General features: G+C 48.1%; 18 protein-coding genes. 5 read left to right on the forward strand and 13 right to left on the reverse strand.

Going from position 1 to position 15322, the window contains the following annotated elements:
- Positions 1 to 173 precede the first annotated feature (173 nt).
- A complete protein-coding gene (locus M1D59_RS18945; protein ID WP_145624947.1) occupies positions 174 to 671 on the forward strand; it encodes a GNAT family N-acetyltransferase in 498 nt (165 codons plus the stop codon).
- Positions 672 to 694: 23 nt separating this feature from the next.
- On the opposite strand, the gene hisIE is transcribed toward M1D59_RS18945, so the two are convergent.
- The 8 genes from hisIE to M1D59_RS18985 are packed head-to-tail and all read right to left on the reverse strand — an operon-like array spanning position 695 to position 7122.
- The gene (gene hisIE / locus M1D59_RS18950) at positions 695 to 1327 is read right to left on the reverse strand and encodes a bifunctional phosphoribosyl-AMP cyclohydrolase/phosphoribosyl-ATP diphosphatase HisIE (protein ID WP_096748337.1); all 633 of its coding nucleotides are present in this window, start codon (positions 1325 to 1327) and stop codon (positions 695 to 697) included.
- Positions 1324 to 2082 (reverse strand): imidazole glycerol phosphate synthase subunit HisF, encoded by a 759-nt coding sequence (gene hisF / locus M1D59_RS18955; protein WP_144497821.1) that lies wholly within the window; start codon positions 2080 to 2082, stop codon positions 1324 to 1326. Before hisF ends, hisIE begins: the two co-directional genes overlap by 4 nt.
- Positions 2079 to 2816, reverse strand: coding sequence for a 1-(5-phosphoribosyl)-5-[(5-phosphoribosylamino)methylideneamino]imidazole-4-carboxamide isomerase (gene hisA, locus M1D59_RS18960; protein ID WP_105979687.1), 738 nt, complete (start codon positions 2814 to 2816; stop codon positions 2079 to 2081). The genes hisF and hisA overlap by 4 nt, the downstream gene beginning before the upstream one ends.
- A complete protein-coding gene (gene hisH, locus M1D59_RS18965; protein WP_039073040.1) occupies positions 2813 to 3451 on the reverse strand; it encodes an imidazole glycerol phosphate synthase subunit HisH in 639 nt (212 codons plus the stop codon). Before hisH ends, hisA begins: the two co-directional genes overlap by 4 nt.
- The gene (gene hisB / locus M1D59_RS18970) at positions 3452 to 4036 is read right to left on the reverse strand and encodes an imidazoleglycerol-phosphate dehydratase HisB (RefSeq protein ID WP_231005559.1); all 585 of its coding nucleotides are present in this window, start codon (positions 4034 to 4036) and stop codon (positions 3452 to 3454) included.
- Positions 4036 to 5316, reverse strand: a complete 1281-nt coding sequence (gene hisD / locus M1D59_RS18975; RefSeq protein ID WP_458117598.1) for a histidinol dehydrogenase — start codon at positions 5314 to 5316, stop codon at positions 4036 to 4038. The genes hisB and hisD overlap by 1 nt, the downstream gene beginning before the upstream one ends.
- Positions 5313 to 5954 carry an ATP phosphoribosyltransferase gene (gene hisG, locus M1D59_RS18980; protein WP_023856361.1) on the reverse strand — a complete coding sequence of 214 codons (642 nt, stop codon included), beginning with the start codon at positions 5952 to 5954 and terminating at the stop codon, positions 5313 to 5315. Before hisG ends, hisD begins: the two co-directional genes overlap by 4 nt.
- Positions 5947 to 7122 carry an ATP phosphoribosyltransferase regulatory subunit gene (locus tag M1D59_RS18985; protein ID WP_197407088.1) on the reverse strand — a complete coding sequence of 392 codons (1176 nt, stop codon included), beginning with the start codon at positions 7120 to 7122 and terminating at the stop codon, positions 5947 to 5949. Before M1D59_RS18985 ends, hisG begins: the two co-directional genes overlap by 8 nt.
- A gap of 232 nt (positions 7123 to 7354) precedes the next feature.
- On the opposite strand from M1D59_RS18985, the gene M1D59_RS18990 reads away from it, so the two are divergent.
- Positions 7355 to 8080 (forward strand): C39 family peptidase, encoded by a 726-nt coding sequence (locus M1D59_RS18990; RefSeq protein WP_026580157.1) that lies wholly within the window; start codon positions 7355 to 7357, stop codon positions 8078 to 8080.
- A 279-nt stretch (positions 8081 to 8359) separates the two neighbouring features.
- The gene (locus M1D59_RS18995) at positions 8360 to 9028 is read left to right on the forward strand and encodes a pectate lyase (protein WP_458117599.1); all 669 of its coding nucleotides are present in this window, start codon (positions 8360 to 8362) and stop codon (positions 9026 to 9028) included.
- Positions 9029 to 9057: 29 nt separating this feature from the next.
- On the opposite strand, the gene M1D59_RS19000 is transcribed toward M1D59_RS18995, so the two are convergent.
- The 5 genes from M1D59_RS19000 to hprK are packed head-to-tail and all read right to left on the reverse strand — an operon-like array spanning position 9058 to position 12938.
- Positions 9058 to 9576 carry an acyltransferase gene (locus M1D59_RS19000; protein WP_023856365.1) on the reverse strand — a complete coding sequence of 173 codons (519 nt, stop codon included), beginning with the start codon at positions 9574 to 9576 and terminating at the stop codon, positions 9058 to 9060.
- Positions 9573 to 10220, reverse strand: a complete 648-nt coding sequence (ppaX, locus tag M1D59_RS19005; RefSeq protein WP_458117600.1) for a pyrophosphatase PpaX — start codon at positions 10218 to 10220, stop codon at positions 9573 to 9575. The genes M1D59_RS19000 and ppaX overlap by 4 nt, the downstream gene beginning before the upstream one ends.
- Positions 10210 to 11157, reverse strand: a complete 948-nt coding sequence (locus M1D59_RS19010; RefSeq protein ID WP_458117601.1) for a nucleoside recognition domain-containing protein — start codon at positions 11155 to 11157, stop codon at positions 10210 to 10212. Before M1D59_RS19010 ends, ppaX begins: the two co-directional genes overlap by 11 nt.
- 24 nt (positions 11158 to 11181) lie before the next feature.
- Positions 11182 to 11994: a prolipoprotein diacylglyceryl transferase gene (gene lgt / locus M1D59_RS19015; RefSeq protein ID WP_020453077.1), complete on the reverse strand. Its 813-nt coding sequence runs from the start codon at positions 11992 to 11994 to the stop codon at positions 11182 to 11184.
- Positions 11995 to 12005: 11 nt separating this feature from the next.
- Positions 12006 to 12938, reverse strand: coding sequence for an HPr(Ser) kinase/phosphatase (hprK, locus tag M1D59_RS19020; protein WP_020453078.1), 933 nt, complete (start codon positions 12936 to 12938; stop codon positions 12006 to 12008).
- A gap of 196 nt (positions 12939 to 13134) precedes the next feature.
- Here hprK and M1D59_RS19025 point away from each other — a divergent pair, with 196 nt between their 5' ends.
- On the forward strand, positions 13135 to 13608 hold the full coding sequence (locus M1D59_RS19025) for a MarR family transcriptional regulator (RefSeq protein WP_101561423.1): 474 nt from the start codon (positions 13135 to 13137) through the stop codon (positions 13606 to 13608).
- Positions 13609 to 13751: 143 nt separating this feature from the next.
- On the forward strand, positions 13752 to 15311 hold the full coding sequence (locus M1D59_RS19030) for an MFS transporter (RefSeq protein WP_026580160.1): 1560 nt from the start codon (positions 13752 to 13754) through the stop codon (positions 15309 to 15311).
- Positions 15312 to 15322 lie beyond the last annotated feature (11 nt).

Here is a 15322-nt window from a genome sequence, read left to right on the forward strand (position 1 = left end):
ATTTTATTCCTGACGTTTGGAGCACTGGAGCGCATAGGGCTTTCAGAAGGTTCAAGGTAGGTTTTATATCGGAAGTACGCTTTTTATTTTAACCAGGGCAAAATCTTTTTTTAGCACTAGATAGTGACGAATATACGTTCCCATTGTATGATCATAGAAAGGGGGTTCATCATGTGAAAAAAAGCGGATCAATACAATTGAAGCATTTCTCGGAAGAACATTCAGCTGCGCTTCTCGAATTCGAGCTTCCTGAAGAACAGCATCGATTTACCGCGTTGCCGAAAGAGGTTTTAAAACAGACGGACGGTCAGTTTCCAATCGTAATTTTAAGCGAAGGCGAACCCGTCGGATTTTTTATCCTGCATGCGACCGAGAGGGTAAAAGACTATTCGGACAACCCGGACGCCATGCTGTTAACGGCGCTATCCATCGACAGAAAGCACCAGGGAAAAGGTTTTGCAAAAGAAGGAATGCTCAAGCTTCCTGCATTTGTCGCCAAGGAGTTCACCCATTGTCATGAAATCGTGCTGGTTGTGAACGTGAAAAACACCGCGGCCCAGCACCTGTATGTGAAAGCCGGATTTGCAGACACAGGGGAAAGAAAAATGGGGCCGATCGGAGAGCAAATCGTAATGAAATTAAACACGGGAAAACACCCAAAAGGCAGTTAGCTTTTTGGGTGTAAGCAATGCGCTTATGATTCAGAGCCTTCATGGCGCTCTTTCAGGACGCCAAGCACATCATCAAGCGGCAGGGACTGCTCCCTCAACAAAACGAGCAGATGGTAAAGAAGGTCAGCCGCTTCCCATCTCAGCTCTTCAGAATCCCGGTTTTTTGCAGCGATAATGACTTCCGCCGCTTCTTCGCCAACCTTCTTCAAAATCTTGTCAACGCCTTCACGGAACAAATATGTCGTATATGCGCCTTCAGGCATTTCAGCCTGCCGTTTAGCAATCACCGTTTCAAGTTCATTGATGATGTCAAAGCGGCCGCCATCAGTCTGTCTGATATGTTCGCCGGGCGAAAAACAGCTGTAGCTTCCTGTATGACAGGCCGGTCCCGCCGGTTCGACCAGCACGATGAGCGCATCCTGATCACAGTCAAGCCTGATGTCTATCACACGCTGAATGTTTCCTGACGTCGCTCCCTTATGCCAGAGCTCTCCTCGCGATCTGCTGAAAAACCATGTCTCCTTCGTTTCCAGCGTTTTTTCAAACGATTCTTTGTTCATATAAGCAAGTGTCAGCACTTCCTTGCTCGCTGCATCCTGGACAATCGCCGGGATCAAGCCGGCTTCATTAAATGTCAACTCGTCTGCCTTGATCATCTTACATTCACCCCGCGCTCTTTTAAATAAGCTTTTACTTCTTTTACAGATGTTTCTTTGTAATGAAAGATAGATGCGGCAAGAGCCGCGTCCGCCCGTCCTTCTGCAAATGTATCATACATGTGGCCCGCATGACCTGCGCCTCCGGATGCAATGACGGGGACTGAAACAGCTTCTGACACAAGCTTTGTGAGCCTGCAGTCAAATCCGTTCTTTTCTCCGTCTGCATCCATGCTTGTCAGCAGGATTTCACCGGCTCCCCGCTGAACGGCTTCCTTCGCCCATGAGACGGCCTCAAGGTCCGTCTTTTTACGTCCGCCGTGTGTATAAACATAATACTGATCAGCTTCCGGATCGAATTTTGCATCAATCGCGACGACAATGCATTGAGAACCGAAAAAGTCAGCGCCTTCCGTTATCAGCTCCGGACGGAGAACGGCAGCCGTATTAACGGAAACTTTGTCGGCGCCGGCCCGCAGGATCGTTTTCATATCATCCAAACGATTGATGCCGCCGCCGACGGTAAATGGGATCGCCAGCTTGGCCGCCACTCTTTCAACGACGTCAACCATCGTTTTTCTCCCCTCGTGGGATGCCGAGATATCGAGAAAAACAAGCTCATCGGCGCCTTCACGATCATATACTTCAGCCAGCTCAACGGGATCGCCGGCATCTTTCAAGTCAACAAACTGCACACCTTTGACAACGCGGCCGTCTTTTACGTCCAAACACGGGATAATTCGTTTTGTGATCACTTTGCCGCCACCCTTTCAAGCGCTTCAGCCACGGTAAATTGATTGGTATACAGCGCTTTTCCGACAATGGCGCCAGAGACGCCTTCCACAGTCCGGGAAGCGAGCGCCTCAAGATCGGCGAGAGAGCTGACACCGCCGGAGGCAATGACTTGTTTGCCGGTTGCCCTGGCAAGCTCCACTGTACTGCTGATATTCGGTCCTGACAGCATTCCGTCAGTCGCAATGTCGGTAAAGATAAAAACTTCCGCACCTTCATTCGCAAGCTCGAGGCCAAGCTCTTCCGCTCTAACGGAGGAGGTCTCAAGCCATCCTTCAGTCGAAACAAATCCGTCTCTTGCGTCAAGACCGATTGCGATATGCCGGCCGTAAGCTTTCAGCATGTTTTTGACAAACTCGGGATTTGATACGGCCGAGCTGCCTAAGATCACCCTTTCAACACCTTGCGACAAGTAGTCATATACGTCTTTTTCGGTTCTGATGCCGCCGCCGACCTGCACTTTAACGTTGAGTTCATCAGCAATGCTTATGACGTGTCTGTCGTTCACTTTTTTGCCTTCTCTTGCCCCGTCCAAATCGACAAGATGAATCCAGTCTGCCCCCGCTTCAGCAAACCGGGAGGCCATATCCAGAGGGGAATGACCGTAAATCGTTTCTTTTTCATAATCTCCCTGGATGAGCCTGACGCATTTGCCTTTTCTCATGTCAATGGCAGGGTATACAGTAAACTCGCTCATTTTTTCACCTTCTGTTCTTGTGTAAGCTGCTTGAAACGCTTTAAGATCGACATGCCGACCGCACTGCTTTTTTCCGGATGAAACTGGGCGCCGTATACATTGCCAAAACCGACGACAGCAGGCACACGCACACCGTATTCGGCGCTGGCAAGCAAAGCTTCCTCTTCGATTCCGCAGACATAATACGAATGAACGAAATACGCATACCCTTCTTTCGTCTTTGGTAAAAGCGGAGAGTCGCGGTGGACCGTGAGAAGATTCCAGCCCATGTGAGGCACTTTTAAGCGATCTCCCGCTTGGTCACGGTCTTTCAGTTTAACGATTTTTCCTTTCAAAAGGCCGAGTCCTTTTGACGCCCCGCGTTCTTCGCTTTCTTCAAATAACAGCTGCATACCGAGGCATATGCCGAGAAGAGGTTTTCCTTCACTTACGGCATCTTGAATAAATGTTTTCAGGCCGGTCTGGCTTAAAGTCTCCATCGCATCCCGAAAAGCGCCGACTCCCGGAAGGATATAGCTGTCCGCTTTCTTAAGTTCATCCGGATGCTCGGAGACGAAATAAGGGGCATCGATCCGTTCAAGCGCTTTAGAGACGCTGTACAGGTTTCCCATTCCGTAATCTATGACACCGATCATTTACAGCATTCCTTTCGTTGACGGAATTCCTTTAACCCGCGGATCGATCAATGTCGCTTCATCAAGCGCACGTCCCAGCGCTTTAAAAATCGCCTCGATCATGTGGTGAGTATTCGTACCGTAATGAACGATGACATGAAGATTCATTCGCGCTTCCAGCGCAAACTTCCACAAAAATTCATGGACAAGCTCTGTATCAAAGGTTCCGACTTTCTGGCTCGGGAATTCGGCTCTGAACTCGAGGTGCGGCCTGTTGCTCAGATCAATCGCAACCTGGGCGAGCGCTTCATCCATCGGCACTATGCTCGAACCGTAGCGTTTGATTCCTTGTTTATCTCCGAGCGCTTCCAAAAGCGCCTGTCCGAGACAAATTCCGATATCTTCCGTCGTATGGTGGTCGTCGATTTCAACATCGCCTTTCGCTTCAACTGAAAGGTCAAACTGCCCGTGTTTTGTAAATAAATCGAGCATATGCGTCATAAACGGGACATCCGTTTGAATATCCGCTTTCCCTTCTCCGTCAATATGAAAGGATAATTTAATATCAGTTTCATTGGTTTTTCTTGCCCGTTCGGCTTTTCTCATCAGTCTTCCTCCCGGTTTCTGGATTCAATTGCTCTTGCATGGGCTTCAAGTCCTTCCAATCTTGCAAAGGCCGCAATGCTCTCGGCATTCTCGCGGAATGCATCCCTGCTGTAGGAAATGATGCTGGAGCGCTTTTGGAAGTCGCTCACATTTAGCGGGCTTGAAAATCTGGCTGTGCCGTTAGTCGGCAGAACATGATTAGGGCCCGCAAAATAATCTCCCACCGGCTCTGAACTGTAGCGGCCCAGGAAAATGGCTCCCGCGTGTTTGATCTGTCCGAGCAGGGCGTCAGGCTGAGCTGTTAAAATTTCCAAATGTTCAGGAGCGAGCTCATTGATGACGGAAACAGCTTCATGCATCGTCTTTGTAACATAGATCAAACCGTGGTTGTCAATCGACTGCCGGGTAATCTCTTTTCTTGGAAGATGTTCGAGCTGTTCGTAAACCTCTTTTAAAACAGATTCGGCAAGCGGCTTTGAGTCGGTGACAAGAATGCTCGCTGCCATCGCATCATGCTCAGCCTGTGAAAGTAGATCAGCAGCGATTTCCCGGTGATTTGCCGTACTGTCAGCGAGAATGGCGATTTCACTTGGGCCCGCGATCATATCAATATCAACCTGGCCGAATACTTCCCGTTTAGCCAAGGCGACATAAATATTTCCAGGTCCTGTGATTTTATCGACGGGGGAAATGGTTTCTGTTCCGTAAGCCAATGCGGCAATCGCCTGAGCGCCGCCCATTTTGTAAATCTCTGTGACGCCAAGCTCAGCCGCAGCCGCCAGTACTCCCGCCGACAATTTGCCGTCTTTTCCCGGAGGTGAGGCAAGGGCGATGCGATCGACACCGGCAACAAGCGCCGGAATAACATTCATCAGAACGGATGATGGGTAAGCAGCCGTTCCGCCGGGCACGTACACTCCCGCTGAATCCAGGGGCGTGATTTTCTGGCCGAGCATCGTTCCGTCCTTGCGGTGGTAAAACCATGATGATGCGAGCTGCCGCTCATGATATTCTTTAATGTTAAAAATCGCCGCCCGAATAATCTCGAGATCACGTTCATTGAGCGTGATGTATGCTTCCTTGATTTCCTCTTCAGAAACGCGAAAGTCGGCCACATCCGCTCCGTCAAATTGTTTTGTGAATGCGGAAACTGCTGAATTCCCGTACTTTTTCACTTCATCGATAATGCCGCGGACCGCTTTTCTTTGCTCTTCCGTTCCGGCGTCAATGGTGCGCTTTAGGGAAACCGACGTATTTCCGCTGATGGTTTTGATCTTCATTTTACTTTTTCCCCTTCCACAATAAGAGAAAGTTTTGAAGCCATTTCATCGATGACTGCGTCTTTCATTCGGTAGCTGACAGGATTTACGATGAAACGTGACGTGATGTCGCAAATTTTTTCGGTTTCAACCAGCCCGTTCTCCCTTAAAGTCTGTCCTGTTGATACGATATCAACGATTCGGCCGGCAAGCCCGATCAAGGGAGCGAGTTCAATCGAACCGTTGAGCTTGATGATTTCCACTTGTTCTCCCTGCTCCCTGAAGTAGCTTGACGCGACATTTGGATACTTGGTCGCAACCCGGGGCGCAACGTTGTCGGCCGCCGTCTCTGGCAGGCCGGCTACGGCAAGACGGCATTTGCTGATGTTTAAATCAAGAACCTCGTAGACATCGCGTTCTTCTTCCAGCAGCACATCTTTGCCGGCGATTCCGACATCGGCCACCCCGTGCTCGACATATGTTGTGACATCCATCGGCTTGGCGAGGATAAAGCGAAGGTTCTCTTCAGGCACCTGAATGATCAGTTTTCTCGAATCATCGAATTCTTCAGGGAGCTGATAGCCTGCTTTTCGAAGCATATCGGCAGCTTCTTCAAATATCCGCCCTTTCGGCATCGCAATCGTCAATTCCTTACCCATGCTTCTCTTCCTTTCTGGCCCCGATAAAATAGGTCACGTTTTGAAAAGACTTTGTCATTTGGTCAATATCTCCGATTCCCGCTAAGTCCTGTATAACGACTTTTTTGCCCTTTCTTCGCTCTTCTTCGGCAAATTTGATCGCCTCTTTTCTCTGTTCCGTGCTGAAGATGACGACATCGATTTTTTCTTGCTCTTCAGTCGGCTTCAATGCTTCTAGCAGCCTGTCAGTCCTGATGCCGAAACCGGTTGCCGGAGCGGGTGAGTCGAAGCGGCCGAGAAGCTGGTCGTATCTGCCGCCGTTTCCGATCGGAAAGCCGACGTTTTCAGCATAGATTTCAAACAAAACACCCGTATAGTAGCTCATATGGCTGACCATGCCTAAATCAAGTTTAATGTCGTCCGTGCAACCATAGTCGCCGAGTGTCTCCCAAAGCGTCTTCAGTTCTGAAACCGCGCGTTTTCCTTTTTCAGAATCGATGATCGATGCCGCCTTGCCGCACGTTTCAATACCGCCTCTCAGCTCCAAAAGCTCGAGCAGCCTGCTTTTATCAATTGAGGATAAATTGAGGGATTTTACATGCTCCCGGTAGCCGACATAGTTCTTTTCGTATAAATAGCGCCGCAGGACATGAGCCCTTTCTTCATTTCCTAAAACTTCCACAAACAAAGCATCTGAAATTCCGACATGGCCGATCGAGATTTTAAATGAAGTCAGGCCGGCATTTTTAAGCGAAAAAATGACGAGTGCAATCACTTCTGCGTCAGCGCTTGTAGATCCATCGCCGATCAGTTCGACGCCGACTTGCTCAAATTCGGCGGCACGTCCGCCTTCACGTTCCTGTGCCCTGAACACATTTGCAGCATAGCCCACTCTAAGCGGGTGATCATCTTTATGAAGCTTTGAGGCCGCCACCCTTGCGATCGGGGCCGTCATATCAGGTCTTAACACGAGCGTCTGCCCCTCCTGATCAAGGAGTTTAAACAACTGCTGATCCAATATGGCCGACTGCACACCGACCGTATCATAAAATTCAAGGGCCGGTGTCTCCATGAACTGATACCCCCACAAAGCCATCACCTCTGTTAATGAAGAGCGCACCTTTTTCTTTGTTTCGTAAAGCACAGGCAGCGTATCCCGCATGCCATGCGGTTTTTCAAACATAAACATCTACACTTGCACCCCCATAACTGTTTGAAGGAAAATTCCGAATCCTTTAGTTCGCTAATATGATAATATGCTAACAGATAAAAGAATCAAAATCAACAGCCGCTCTTAAAATAGACTCCGGACCGTATGGGAAATGATAACTTTTATGTAATGAACATCTTGATGTTATAATATAAACAATTGCAAATCTTTGCCTTAACCAAACCAGCAAAGGGAAGACAGGAGACTCAGAATGAAATTTTTCAAAACTCTTTTTTTAATTTTTTTCGTAGCAGCTCTTATAACCGCCGTTCTTATACTGTTTTCTAAAGATGCGTTAAGCCCGTTAGCCGAAATGCTGCACAGCAGCCATAAGAATGCTGCTGACAATAAAGAAGTGCATCAGCCGCTTGACGTCCCGCTGATCAACCAAATGGACTCGCCGAAGCTTTATAACGGCTGCGAAGTCGCCAGCCTGGCGATGATCTTAAACTACAGCGGATATCATGTCACAAAAAATGAGCTTGCCAATGAGGTGAAAAGAGTGCCTCTGCACTATGAAAGCGGCTTAAAGGGAAATCCTAACGACGGCTTTGTGGGAGATATGGAAAACGGACCCGGACTGAGTGTCTACCATGGCCCGATTTACGATTTGGCCTATTCATACGCAGGTACTAAAGCTGTCGATTTGACGGGAAGTGAGCCGGAGAAAATATATGAACAGCTGAATCAAGGAAGACCGGTTTGGGTTATCACCACTGTTCATTTCAGTCCAGTCAACGATATGGAAACATGGAATACGCCGTCAGGTAAAATCGATGTGACGTACAGCGTTCACAGTGTTGCCGTGACAGGCTATGATGAGGATTACGTTTATTTGAATGATCCGTACGGATATAAAAACAGAAAAACAGACAGAGAAAATTTTGAGAAATCATGGACACAAATGGGCAGTCAGGCGATCGTGATCGCCGCTTAAAAAGGCAGATTAACCCCTGCCTTTTTTAGTTCTTTCAACCCCTATTAAAATAAGCCTCTTTACCCTTTCATCACATCCAAAATACAGAAAAAAACCTCATTGCACGTGTTCAATTTACTGTTTTTTCATAATATTCAAATTATTTGTTTACTTTTCAGCAAGCTCGCATATATGATAGTACCGAAATAGGTGTCTCATCTTATTGCAAAAGGTCTAGAAATTGCTTTCATCTAAGGGAGACAAATCTGTTTTGAACAATATTTCATGAGGAGGATGAAAATGATGAAGAGATTAGCAGGTACGGTTATTTTGTCAGGTTTGCTCGTCTGCGGGTTTGGACAGGCTCTGCCCGAAAAAGCCTCGGCCGCCGAGGTCGTTCACAAAACGATCGTAGTCGAAAAAGGACAAACGTATGACGGGAAAGGCGAGCGGTTGATTGCAGGTCCGGAGCTGGGGGACGGAAGCCAGCGCGAAGATCAAAAACCGATTTTCAAAGTGGAGAATGGTGCAACGCTCAAAAATGTCGTGCTTGGCGCTCCTGCTGCTGACGGTGTTCACACTTATGGTAACGCTTCTATAAGCAATGTTGTTTGGGAAGATGTCGGCGAAGATGCCCTGACTGTCAAAAGCGAAGGAAATGTCACGATTAACGGAGGATCAGCCCGGCTTGCCGCGGACAAAATCTTTCAGATTAATAAAGCGAGTACATTTACCGTGAAAAATTTCACTGCGGATCAAGGAGGCAAATTCATTCGCCAGCTCGGAGGCTCGACATTTAAGGCAGTGGTCAATATTGATAACTGCACGATTACAAACATGAAAGAGGCCATCTTCAGAACCGACAGCAGTACAAGTTCCGTTACGATGACAAATACAAGGTACTCAAAAGTCGGAAAGAAGTGGATCGGTGTGAAGCATATTACGGAAAGGAACAATCATGAATTTTAACTTTGATTGCAAATAAAGGCCCCCGTTCTTTATTCAGCGGGGGTCTCCAACCTTTTTTCCATTTCTTCTTTTGTATAGATCAGCCGCATCGGATTGCCGCCGACAAAAGCGCCCGGAGGCACATCTTTATGAACGAGCGTACCGGCGGAAATGACGGCGCCGTCTCCGATTTCGACGCCTGGAAGGATCGTCGTATTGGCTCCGATCATGACTTCATCGCCGATGACAACCTCGCCGAGCCGATATTCTTTTATTAAATACTCGTGCGCCAAAATGGTCGTATTGTAGCCGATCACGGTGTTACGCCCGACGGAGATCTTTTCAGGAAACATGATATCCGGCATGACCATTAAAGCAAATGAGCATTTCTCTCCGATTTTCATCCGCAAAAACGTCCGGTACATCCAATTTTTCATCCCAAGAAACGGCGTATAGCGCGCTGCCTGAATGACGATAAAGTTTTTGACCACTTTAAAAAATGGAACCGTCTGATAGATGTGCCATAAGGAATTGGAGCCGGACACCGGATAGCGCTTCGTTTTTCTCAAGCTTTCTCCACCTCAAGAATGCGAAGGAGATCGCTCATTTGCTGGAGCATAAAATCAGGCTCGTGTTTAGCCAGGCTTTCTTCTCCTTTAATCGTCCACGCAACGCCTGCTGTTTTCGTTCCGGCGTTCTTCCCTGCTAATATATCGTGGTAATTATCACCGATCATGATGGCTTCTTCCGGACGGCTGCCAAGCTTGGAAAGGGCGAGCAAAACAGGCTCGGGATCTGGCTTCGGCCGCTTGACGTCATCCAGCGTCACAACCGTCTCGAAAAAGGCATCAAGCCCCGTCAGTTTAAGCCCCATGATAACGGTGTCCCGCAGCTTTGTCGTGACAATCCCGAGCTTATACCCTTCTTCCGCGAGGCGTTCCAGCGTCTCGTAAACCGTCTCATACTCTGTTACCAGTTCATTATGCATCTGATGATTAAATGTCCGGTACATGGTGATCATTTCTTCAGCCTTATCCTTTTGAATGCTTGAGAACGTTTCATAAAGGGAAGGTCCGATGAAAGCAAGGACATCCTCCCGTTTATAGCGTCCCGGTGCATAATGGTCGAGCGTGTGCAAAAATGAGGCGATGATCAGCTCATTTGTATTGATTAGCGTTCCATCCAAATCAAATAAAACCGTATTAACTTTCATACAAAGCTTCCTTTCTGCGAACGGAATAACCCGGCTTTCTCCAGATGCGCGAAATCGCGATCGTCAGCAGAATCGCGGTTACAAGCCTGATCAACAAAAGAGGCCAGACCGGAATGCCGAGCGGGATAAATACCAATGTGTCTTCCACAACCGCGTGACAGGCAACGAGAAAAATAAACGCGAGCGTTACATCTCTTTTGCTGACGCCGTCTTCTTCGACCGCTTTGATCATAACGCCGGCCCCATATGCAAGGCCGATCGTCAGCCCGGCAACCATCGTCATTGAGGTGTTCTCTTTCATGCCGAGCATTCTCGTCAGCGGTGCAAACCACTTTGAAAAAGTATGCAGCCAGCCAAGGTCTCTCATATATTGAATGATGATCATCAGCGGTATCACGATGGCTGCAAGCTGAAGGACGCCAAGACCCGCCTTGGTGACGGCTTCAAGCGCAGTTTCAAGCCAGCCGGAAGGAGCGGCGCTTTTCGCAGAGATCAAGCCGTATTGGGCCGCATCCTGACCGCCGTGCCAGACAAGGTTAATGATAAAGGCCGAAAAAACGGCGAGGCCGATGCGCACAAGCAAAATAAGCCATATTTTAATTCCGACCCTTGATGCAACGGTCGATTCGATAATCAAATTGTGGCAAAACGACAGCATCACCGCTAAAATAAACACTTCTTTAACCGTCAAATCAAGCGTTAAAATCCCCGCAATTCCGGCATACAAGTTCAGCATGTTGCCGAGCACAAGCGGTATCGCCGCTTCCCCTGACAACCCGAAAATTCCCATCGCCGGCGTGATCAGTTTGATCAACCAGGCCATCACCGGTGTGTGCTGAAGCAGGCTGACAATCAGCGTGACAGGAAAAATCACTTTTCCGAGTGTCCACGTCGTTTTCAGTCCCGCCACAGCACCGGCTTTTAAAGTTCCCTTCATTGCTGTCTCCCCTTTGTAAAATCGCTACATCTCCTGATACCGTTTAATCTCTCGCCCTTTGAAACGTCTGTAGGCTATCAGCGCAGCCGCACTGAGGATCAGGACGATTGAAATCACCTGGGCGATGCGAAGGTTCGCCGTCAGCATCAGACTGTCCGTTCTCAGGCCTTCGATATAGTAGCGTCCCATCGAATACCAAATGACATAGATTAAGAACAGCTCGCCTCGCTTTAAATTCGCTTTTCTTAAAAGAAGCAGAACGACGACTCCCGTGAAGCTCCACAGCGATTCATACAAAAAGGTAGGCTGGTAGTACTGCCCGTCGATGTACATTTGATTGATGATAAAATCAGGCAGGTGGAGGTTTTCTAAAAATGCTCTTGACACCGCCTCACCGTGCGCTTCCTGGTTCATAAAGTTTCCCCAGCGGCCGATCGCCTGACCGAGCAGGATGCTTGGAGCAGCAATATCAGCCAGCTTCCAAAACGAAAGCCCTTTGACCTTCGCATAAATGATTCCCGTCAGTACGGCGCCGATCAGTCCGCCGTGGATCGCAAGGCCGCCGTTCCATATTTGAATAATCTGGTCCGGGTGTTCACTGTAATAGCCCCATTGAAAAATGACATAGTATGCCCTTGCACATAAAATCGCAATCGGGATCGCAAAAAGCACCAAATCGACAAAGGTGTCCTTATGCAGCCCCCTCCGTTCGCCTTCCCTGACCGCCAGCCACAAGCCCAGCAAAGCGCCAAGGCCGATGATAATGCCGTACCAATGGACAGCAATCGGCCCCAGGTGAAAAGCAATCGGATTTAAAGGTTCAATCGTTTCATTCATATTGTCAGCTCCTATTCTTCAAGCTCACCATCTTCAATCACATCCGCAAGCTTATGGGTAAATTGCTCAGCGGCATTCAGACCCATTCTCTTTAGTCTGAAGTTCATTGCGGCCACTTCGATGATGACGGCAAGATTTCTTCCCGGACGAACCGGAATTGTCAGCTTCGGAACGTCTGTATCAATAATTTTCATTGTATCTTCTTCAAGCCCTAAGCGGTCATACTGCTTTCCTTGCTCCCAAAGCTCCAGACTCATGACAAGAGTAATCCGCTTAAAGCTTCTGACCGCCCCCGCGCCAAATAACGTCATGACATTGATAATGCCAAGGCCTCTGATTTCCAGGAGATGCTCAATTAATTCAGGCGCGCTTCCGATCAATGTATCCTGGTCTTCCTGTCTGATCTCAACACAGTCATCCGCCACAAGGCGATGGCCTCTTTTGACAAGCTCCAAAGCCGTTTCGCTTTTTCCAACGCCGCTCTTTCCGATAATGAGCACCCCGACGCCGTAAACATCGACGAGGACGCCGTGAATCGCAGTTGTCGGAGCCAGCTGGCTTTCAAGAAAATTCGTCAGACGGCTTGTCAGGCGCGTCGTCTTTAACGGGGATCGAAGCACAGGCACGCCGTTTTCTTCGGAAGCCTCGATGAGTTCAGGCGGAATCGGCAAATCACGGGAAAGGATGATCGCCGGTGTAATTTCCGTGCATAACGACAGCATCCGCTGCTTTTTTTCTTCCTCTGGAAGCTTTTCAAAAAAGGTAATCTCGGTCTTCCCAAGCAGCTGAACCCTCTCTTTTGGATAGTATGTAAAATAACCAGCCATTTCAAGGCCCGGTCTTGATAAATCGCTCATCGTAATCGGGCGGTTGATCCCTTCTTCTCCGCTGATGAGCTCAAGCTTAAATTTATCCATCACATCTTTTGTTCGAACTTTCGGCACGATTGATGCACCCTCCTCTTCTCAGATGAAGAACTAGACATTCAGCTTTATTCTATCACTTTCAAAATGAACCTAAAACATTTTTTGAAAATGGCCCCCCTTGACACTTCGGTGAAGTCTTCTTTTCCCGGGCTTTCTTTCAAAGCGAAAAATCAGTAGTATGTAAAGAGGAACGCGAAAAGGAAGTGAAGAACCGTTGAAATACAATATCCATGATACCACCGTGCTGAACGAAGACATTTTGACCCCGGAAGAAAAAGAGACATGGGTTCTTTATATGAAAGTACTGACCGCTGCCGGCCTGGGGGATGTCTCCGAATGGATGAAGCTCGATCTCAGCATGCCGCAAATGAAGGTTTTAATGCTTCTGAACAACCACGGCACACTGAAAGTCTCTGAAATCGCTGAAAAAATGGGCGCTTCCCTTTCAAATATGACCGGACTGCTGAGCCGCCTTGAACAAGCGAACTTCATCAAAAGAACACATTCCGAGCAAGACCGGAGAACGATTGTTGTTGAACTAACCGAAGATGCAAAGGGGATTTTTCGAAGCCTTTACAAAAAGGGCCACGAAAAGCTCAAAAAGGCGCTCCAGAAACTGAACGAACAGGAAAAAACCAAAGTGAATGAAGGCCTTACCATTCTTGAAAAAGCGTTAAAAGGACGATGAATAGACAAGCTGCCCGGAAAACGGCGCAGCTTTTTTTGTTGAAAAATACCTTTTGACAAAACGTGTTTTTTTAAGGATGATTAAAATAGTTCACTCAAAGTGAATTATTCATTTTAAATTAATAAAAAAGGAGGATATATGGTGTGAACCAAAAGTGGGCCGTATTATTATTTACGATCGGCGTGTTTATGGCTGCTTTAGACAATGGCATCATTTCAGCCGCACTGACGACAATCAACGATTCTTTTCAAGTATCCCCCTCATGGGGAGCTTGGGGCATCACACTTTATACGCTCGGTTTGGCAGTCAGCGTCCCGATCGTCGGAAAGCTGTCTGACCGGTATGGACGCAAAAAGCTGTTTATCATCGAAGTCTTGCTGTTTGGCGCCGGTTCGCTGCTGGTTGCATTGAGCCAAAACTTCCCGATGTTTTTATTGGCAAGGCTGATTCAGTCGCTTGGCGGCGGCGGAATCTTTATTATCGGAAGCTCGCATATTCTCACTGCGCTGCCTAAAGAAAAACAGGGAACCGCACTGGGGCTTTTAGGTGCGATGAACGGCATCGCGGCAGTGCTCGGTCCGAATATCGGCAGCTTTATTTTGGATATGACCGGAAGCTGGCACTGGCTGTTTTTGATCAACCTTCCGATTGCCGCAGTGCTGATCATTCTCAGCGTTCCATTGATGAAAGAAACAAAAGGCGGAACACAGAAGCCGCTCGATCTGGCCGGAACTGTGCTGTTGTCTCTTGGGATTTTAGCTGTGATGTACGGAATAACGAATATAAACGGACAGCACATGTCTGCCGTCCTGTCCGACCCAAAGGTTTACTGTTTTCTTCTGATCGGCTGCGCGCTGTTTGCAGGACTCATCTTTTATGAAAAACGCATAGAACTGAAAGGCGGCGACCCGATACTTGCCTACAGCTTATTAAAAAACAAGGTGTTTCAATGGACGCTTTTTATCGGATTTTTATCCGGCGGACTCTTGGCAGCCGTTATTTTCATTCCTGCATATGCGGAACAATATTTGCATGTCGCTCCTGAAAAAGCGGGGTATTGGATGACGCCTCTGGCGCTGGCTTCGGGAATAGGAGCAGGGCTCGGCGGAATGCTCGCCGATCGGAAAGGACCGGTAAAAGCGGCATGGCTCTCGGGAATCATTTCGTTCGCCGGGTTTTTACTCTTATCCGTCTGGGTGACAGAGAAGTGGGAATTTGTTTTGGCAAGCATTATCGCAGGGGTCGGTTTTGGTTTTCTGTTAGGCGCGCCGTTAAATATGCTTGTATCAGAGGCAGCAAAACAGGATTACGGGACAGCGCTCGGCACATTATCACTCGTCAGGCAGATGGGAATGACCTTGGCGCCCGCTTTGTATGCAGGATATATAACGGCCGGCTACGAAAATATCGGCACACATATCAAACAAAAACTGAATGATGCAGGAATGCCGATAAAAGAATTTACAGGCGGTGAGTCGGACGTATCGCGTCTGAACGAATCACTCAGCCAGATTCCCGATCCAAAAGTCAAGGACATTATAAGCGAAGCGATCCATGAAAGTGTGGGAACGGGGTTTTTTAACCTCTACTTCACAGCCGCCGTCCTCTCCCTTGCCGTCATCGCTTCTGTCAGCATTTTATCGCTTTACAGAAAAAAACAAGCCGACACGGCAACCCGTCTGAAAAAAGATGTGACAAACTAAAAAGCATTTGC

It is taken from the genome of Bacillus sp. PK6-026, from assembly GCF_054161455.1.

Coding starts and splice junctions, on each gene's coding strand:
- M1D59_RS18985 (WP_197407088.1), bottom strand. CDS start 7,122: ATGTTTATGTTTGAAAAACCGCATGGCATGCGGGATACGCTGCCTGTG.
- M1D59_RS18990 (WP_026580157.1), top strand. CDS start 7,355: ATGAAATTTTTCAAAACTCTTTTTTTAATTTTTTTCGTAGCAGCTCTT.
- hisB (WP_231005559.1), bottom strand. CDS start 4,036: ATGAGAAAAGCCGAACGGGCAAGAAAAACCAATGAAACTGATATTAAA.
- hisIE (WP_096748337.1), bottom strand. CDS start 1,327: ATGATCAAGGCAGACGAGTTGACATTTAATGAAGCCGGCTTGATCCCG.
- M1D59_RS18995 (WP_458117599.1), top strand. CDS start 8,360: ATGATGAAGAGATTAGCAGGTACGGTTATTTTGTCAGGTTTGCTCGTC.
- hisA (WP_105979687.1), bottom strand. CDS start 2,816: ATGAGCGAGTTTACTGTATACCCTGCCATTGACATGAGAAAAGGCAAA.
- lgt (WP_020453077.1), bottom strand. CDS start 11,994: ATGAATGAAACGATTGAACCTTTAAATCCGATTGCTTTTCACCTGGGG.
- M1D59_RS19010 (WP_458117601.1), bottom strand. CDS start 11,157: ATGAAGGGAACTTTAAAAGCCGGTGCTGTGGCGGGACTGAAAACGACG.
- ppaX (WP_458117600.1), bottom strand. CDS start 10,220: ATGAAAGTTAATACGGTTTTATTTGATTTGGATGGAACGCTAATCAAT.
- hisG (WP_023856361.1), bottom strand. CDS start 5,954: ATGGGTAAGGAATTGACGATTGCGATGCCGAAAGGGCGGATATTTGAA.
- hisH (WP_039073040.1), bottom strand. CDS start 3,451: ATGATCGGTGTCATAGATTACGGAATGGGAAACCTGTACAGCGTCTCT.
- hisD (WP_458117598.1), bottom strand. CDS start 5,316: ATGAAGATCAAAACCATCAGCGGAAATACGTCGGTTTCCCTAAAGCGC.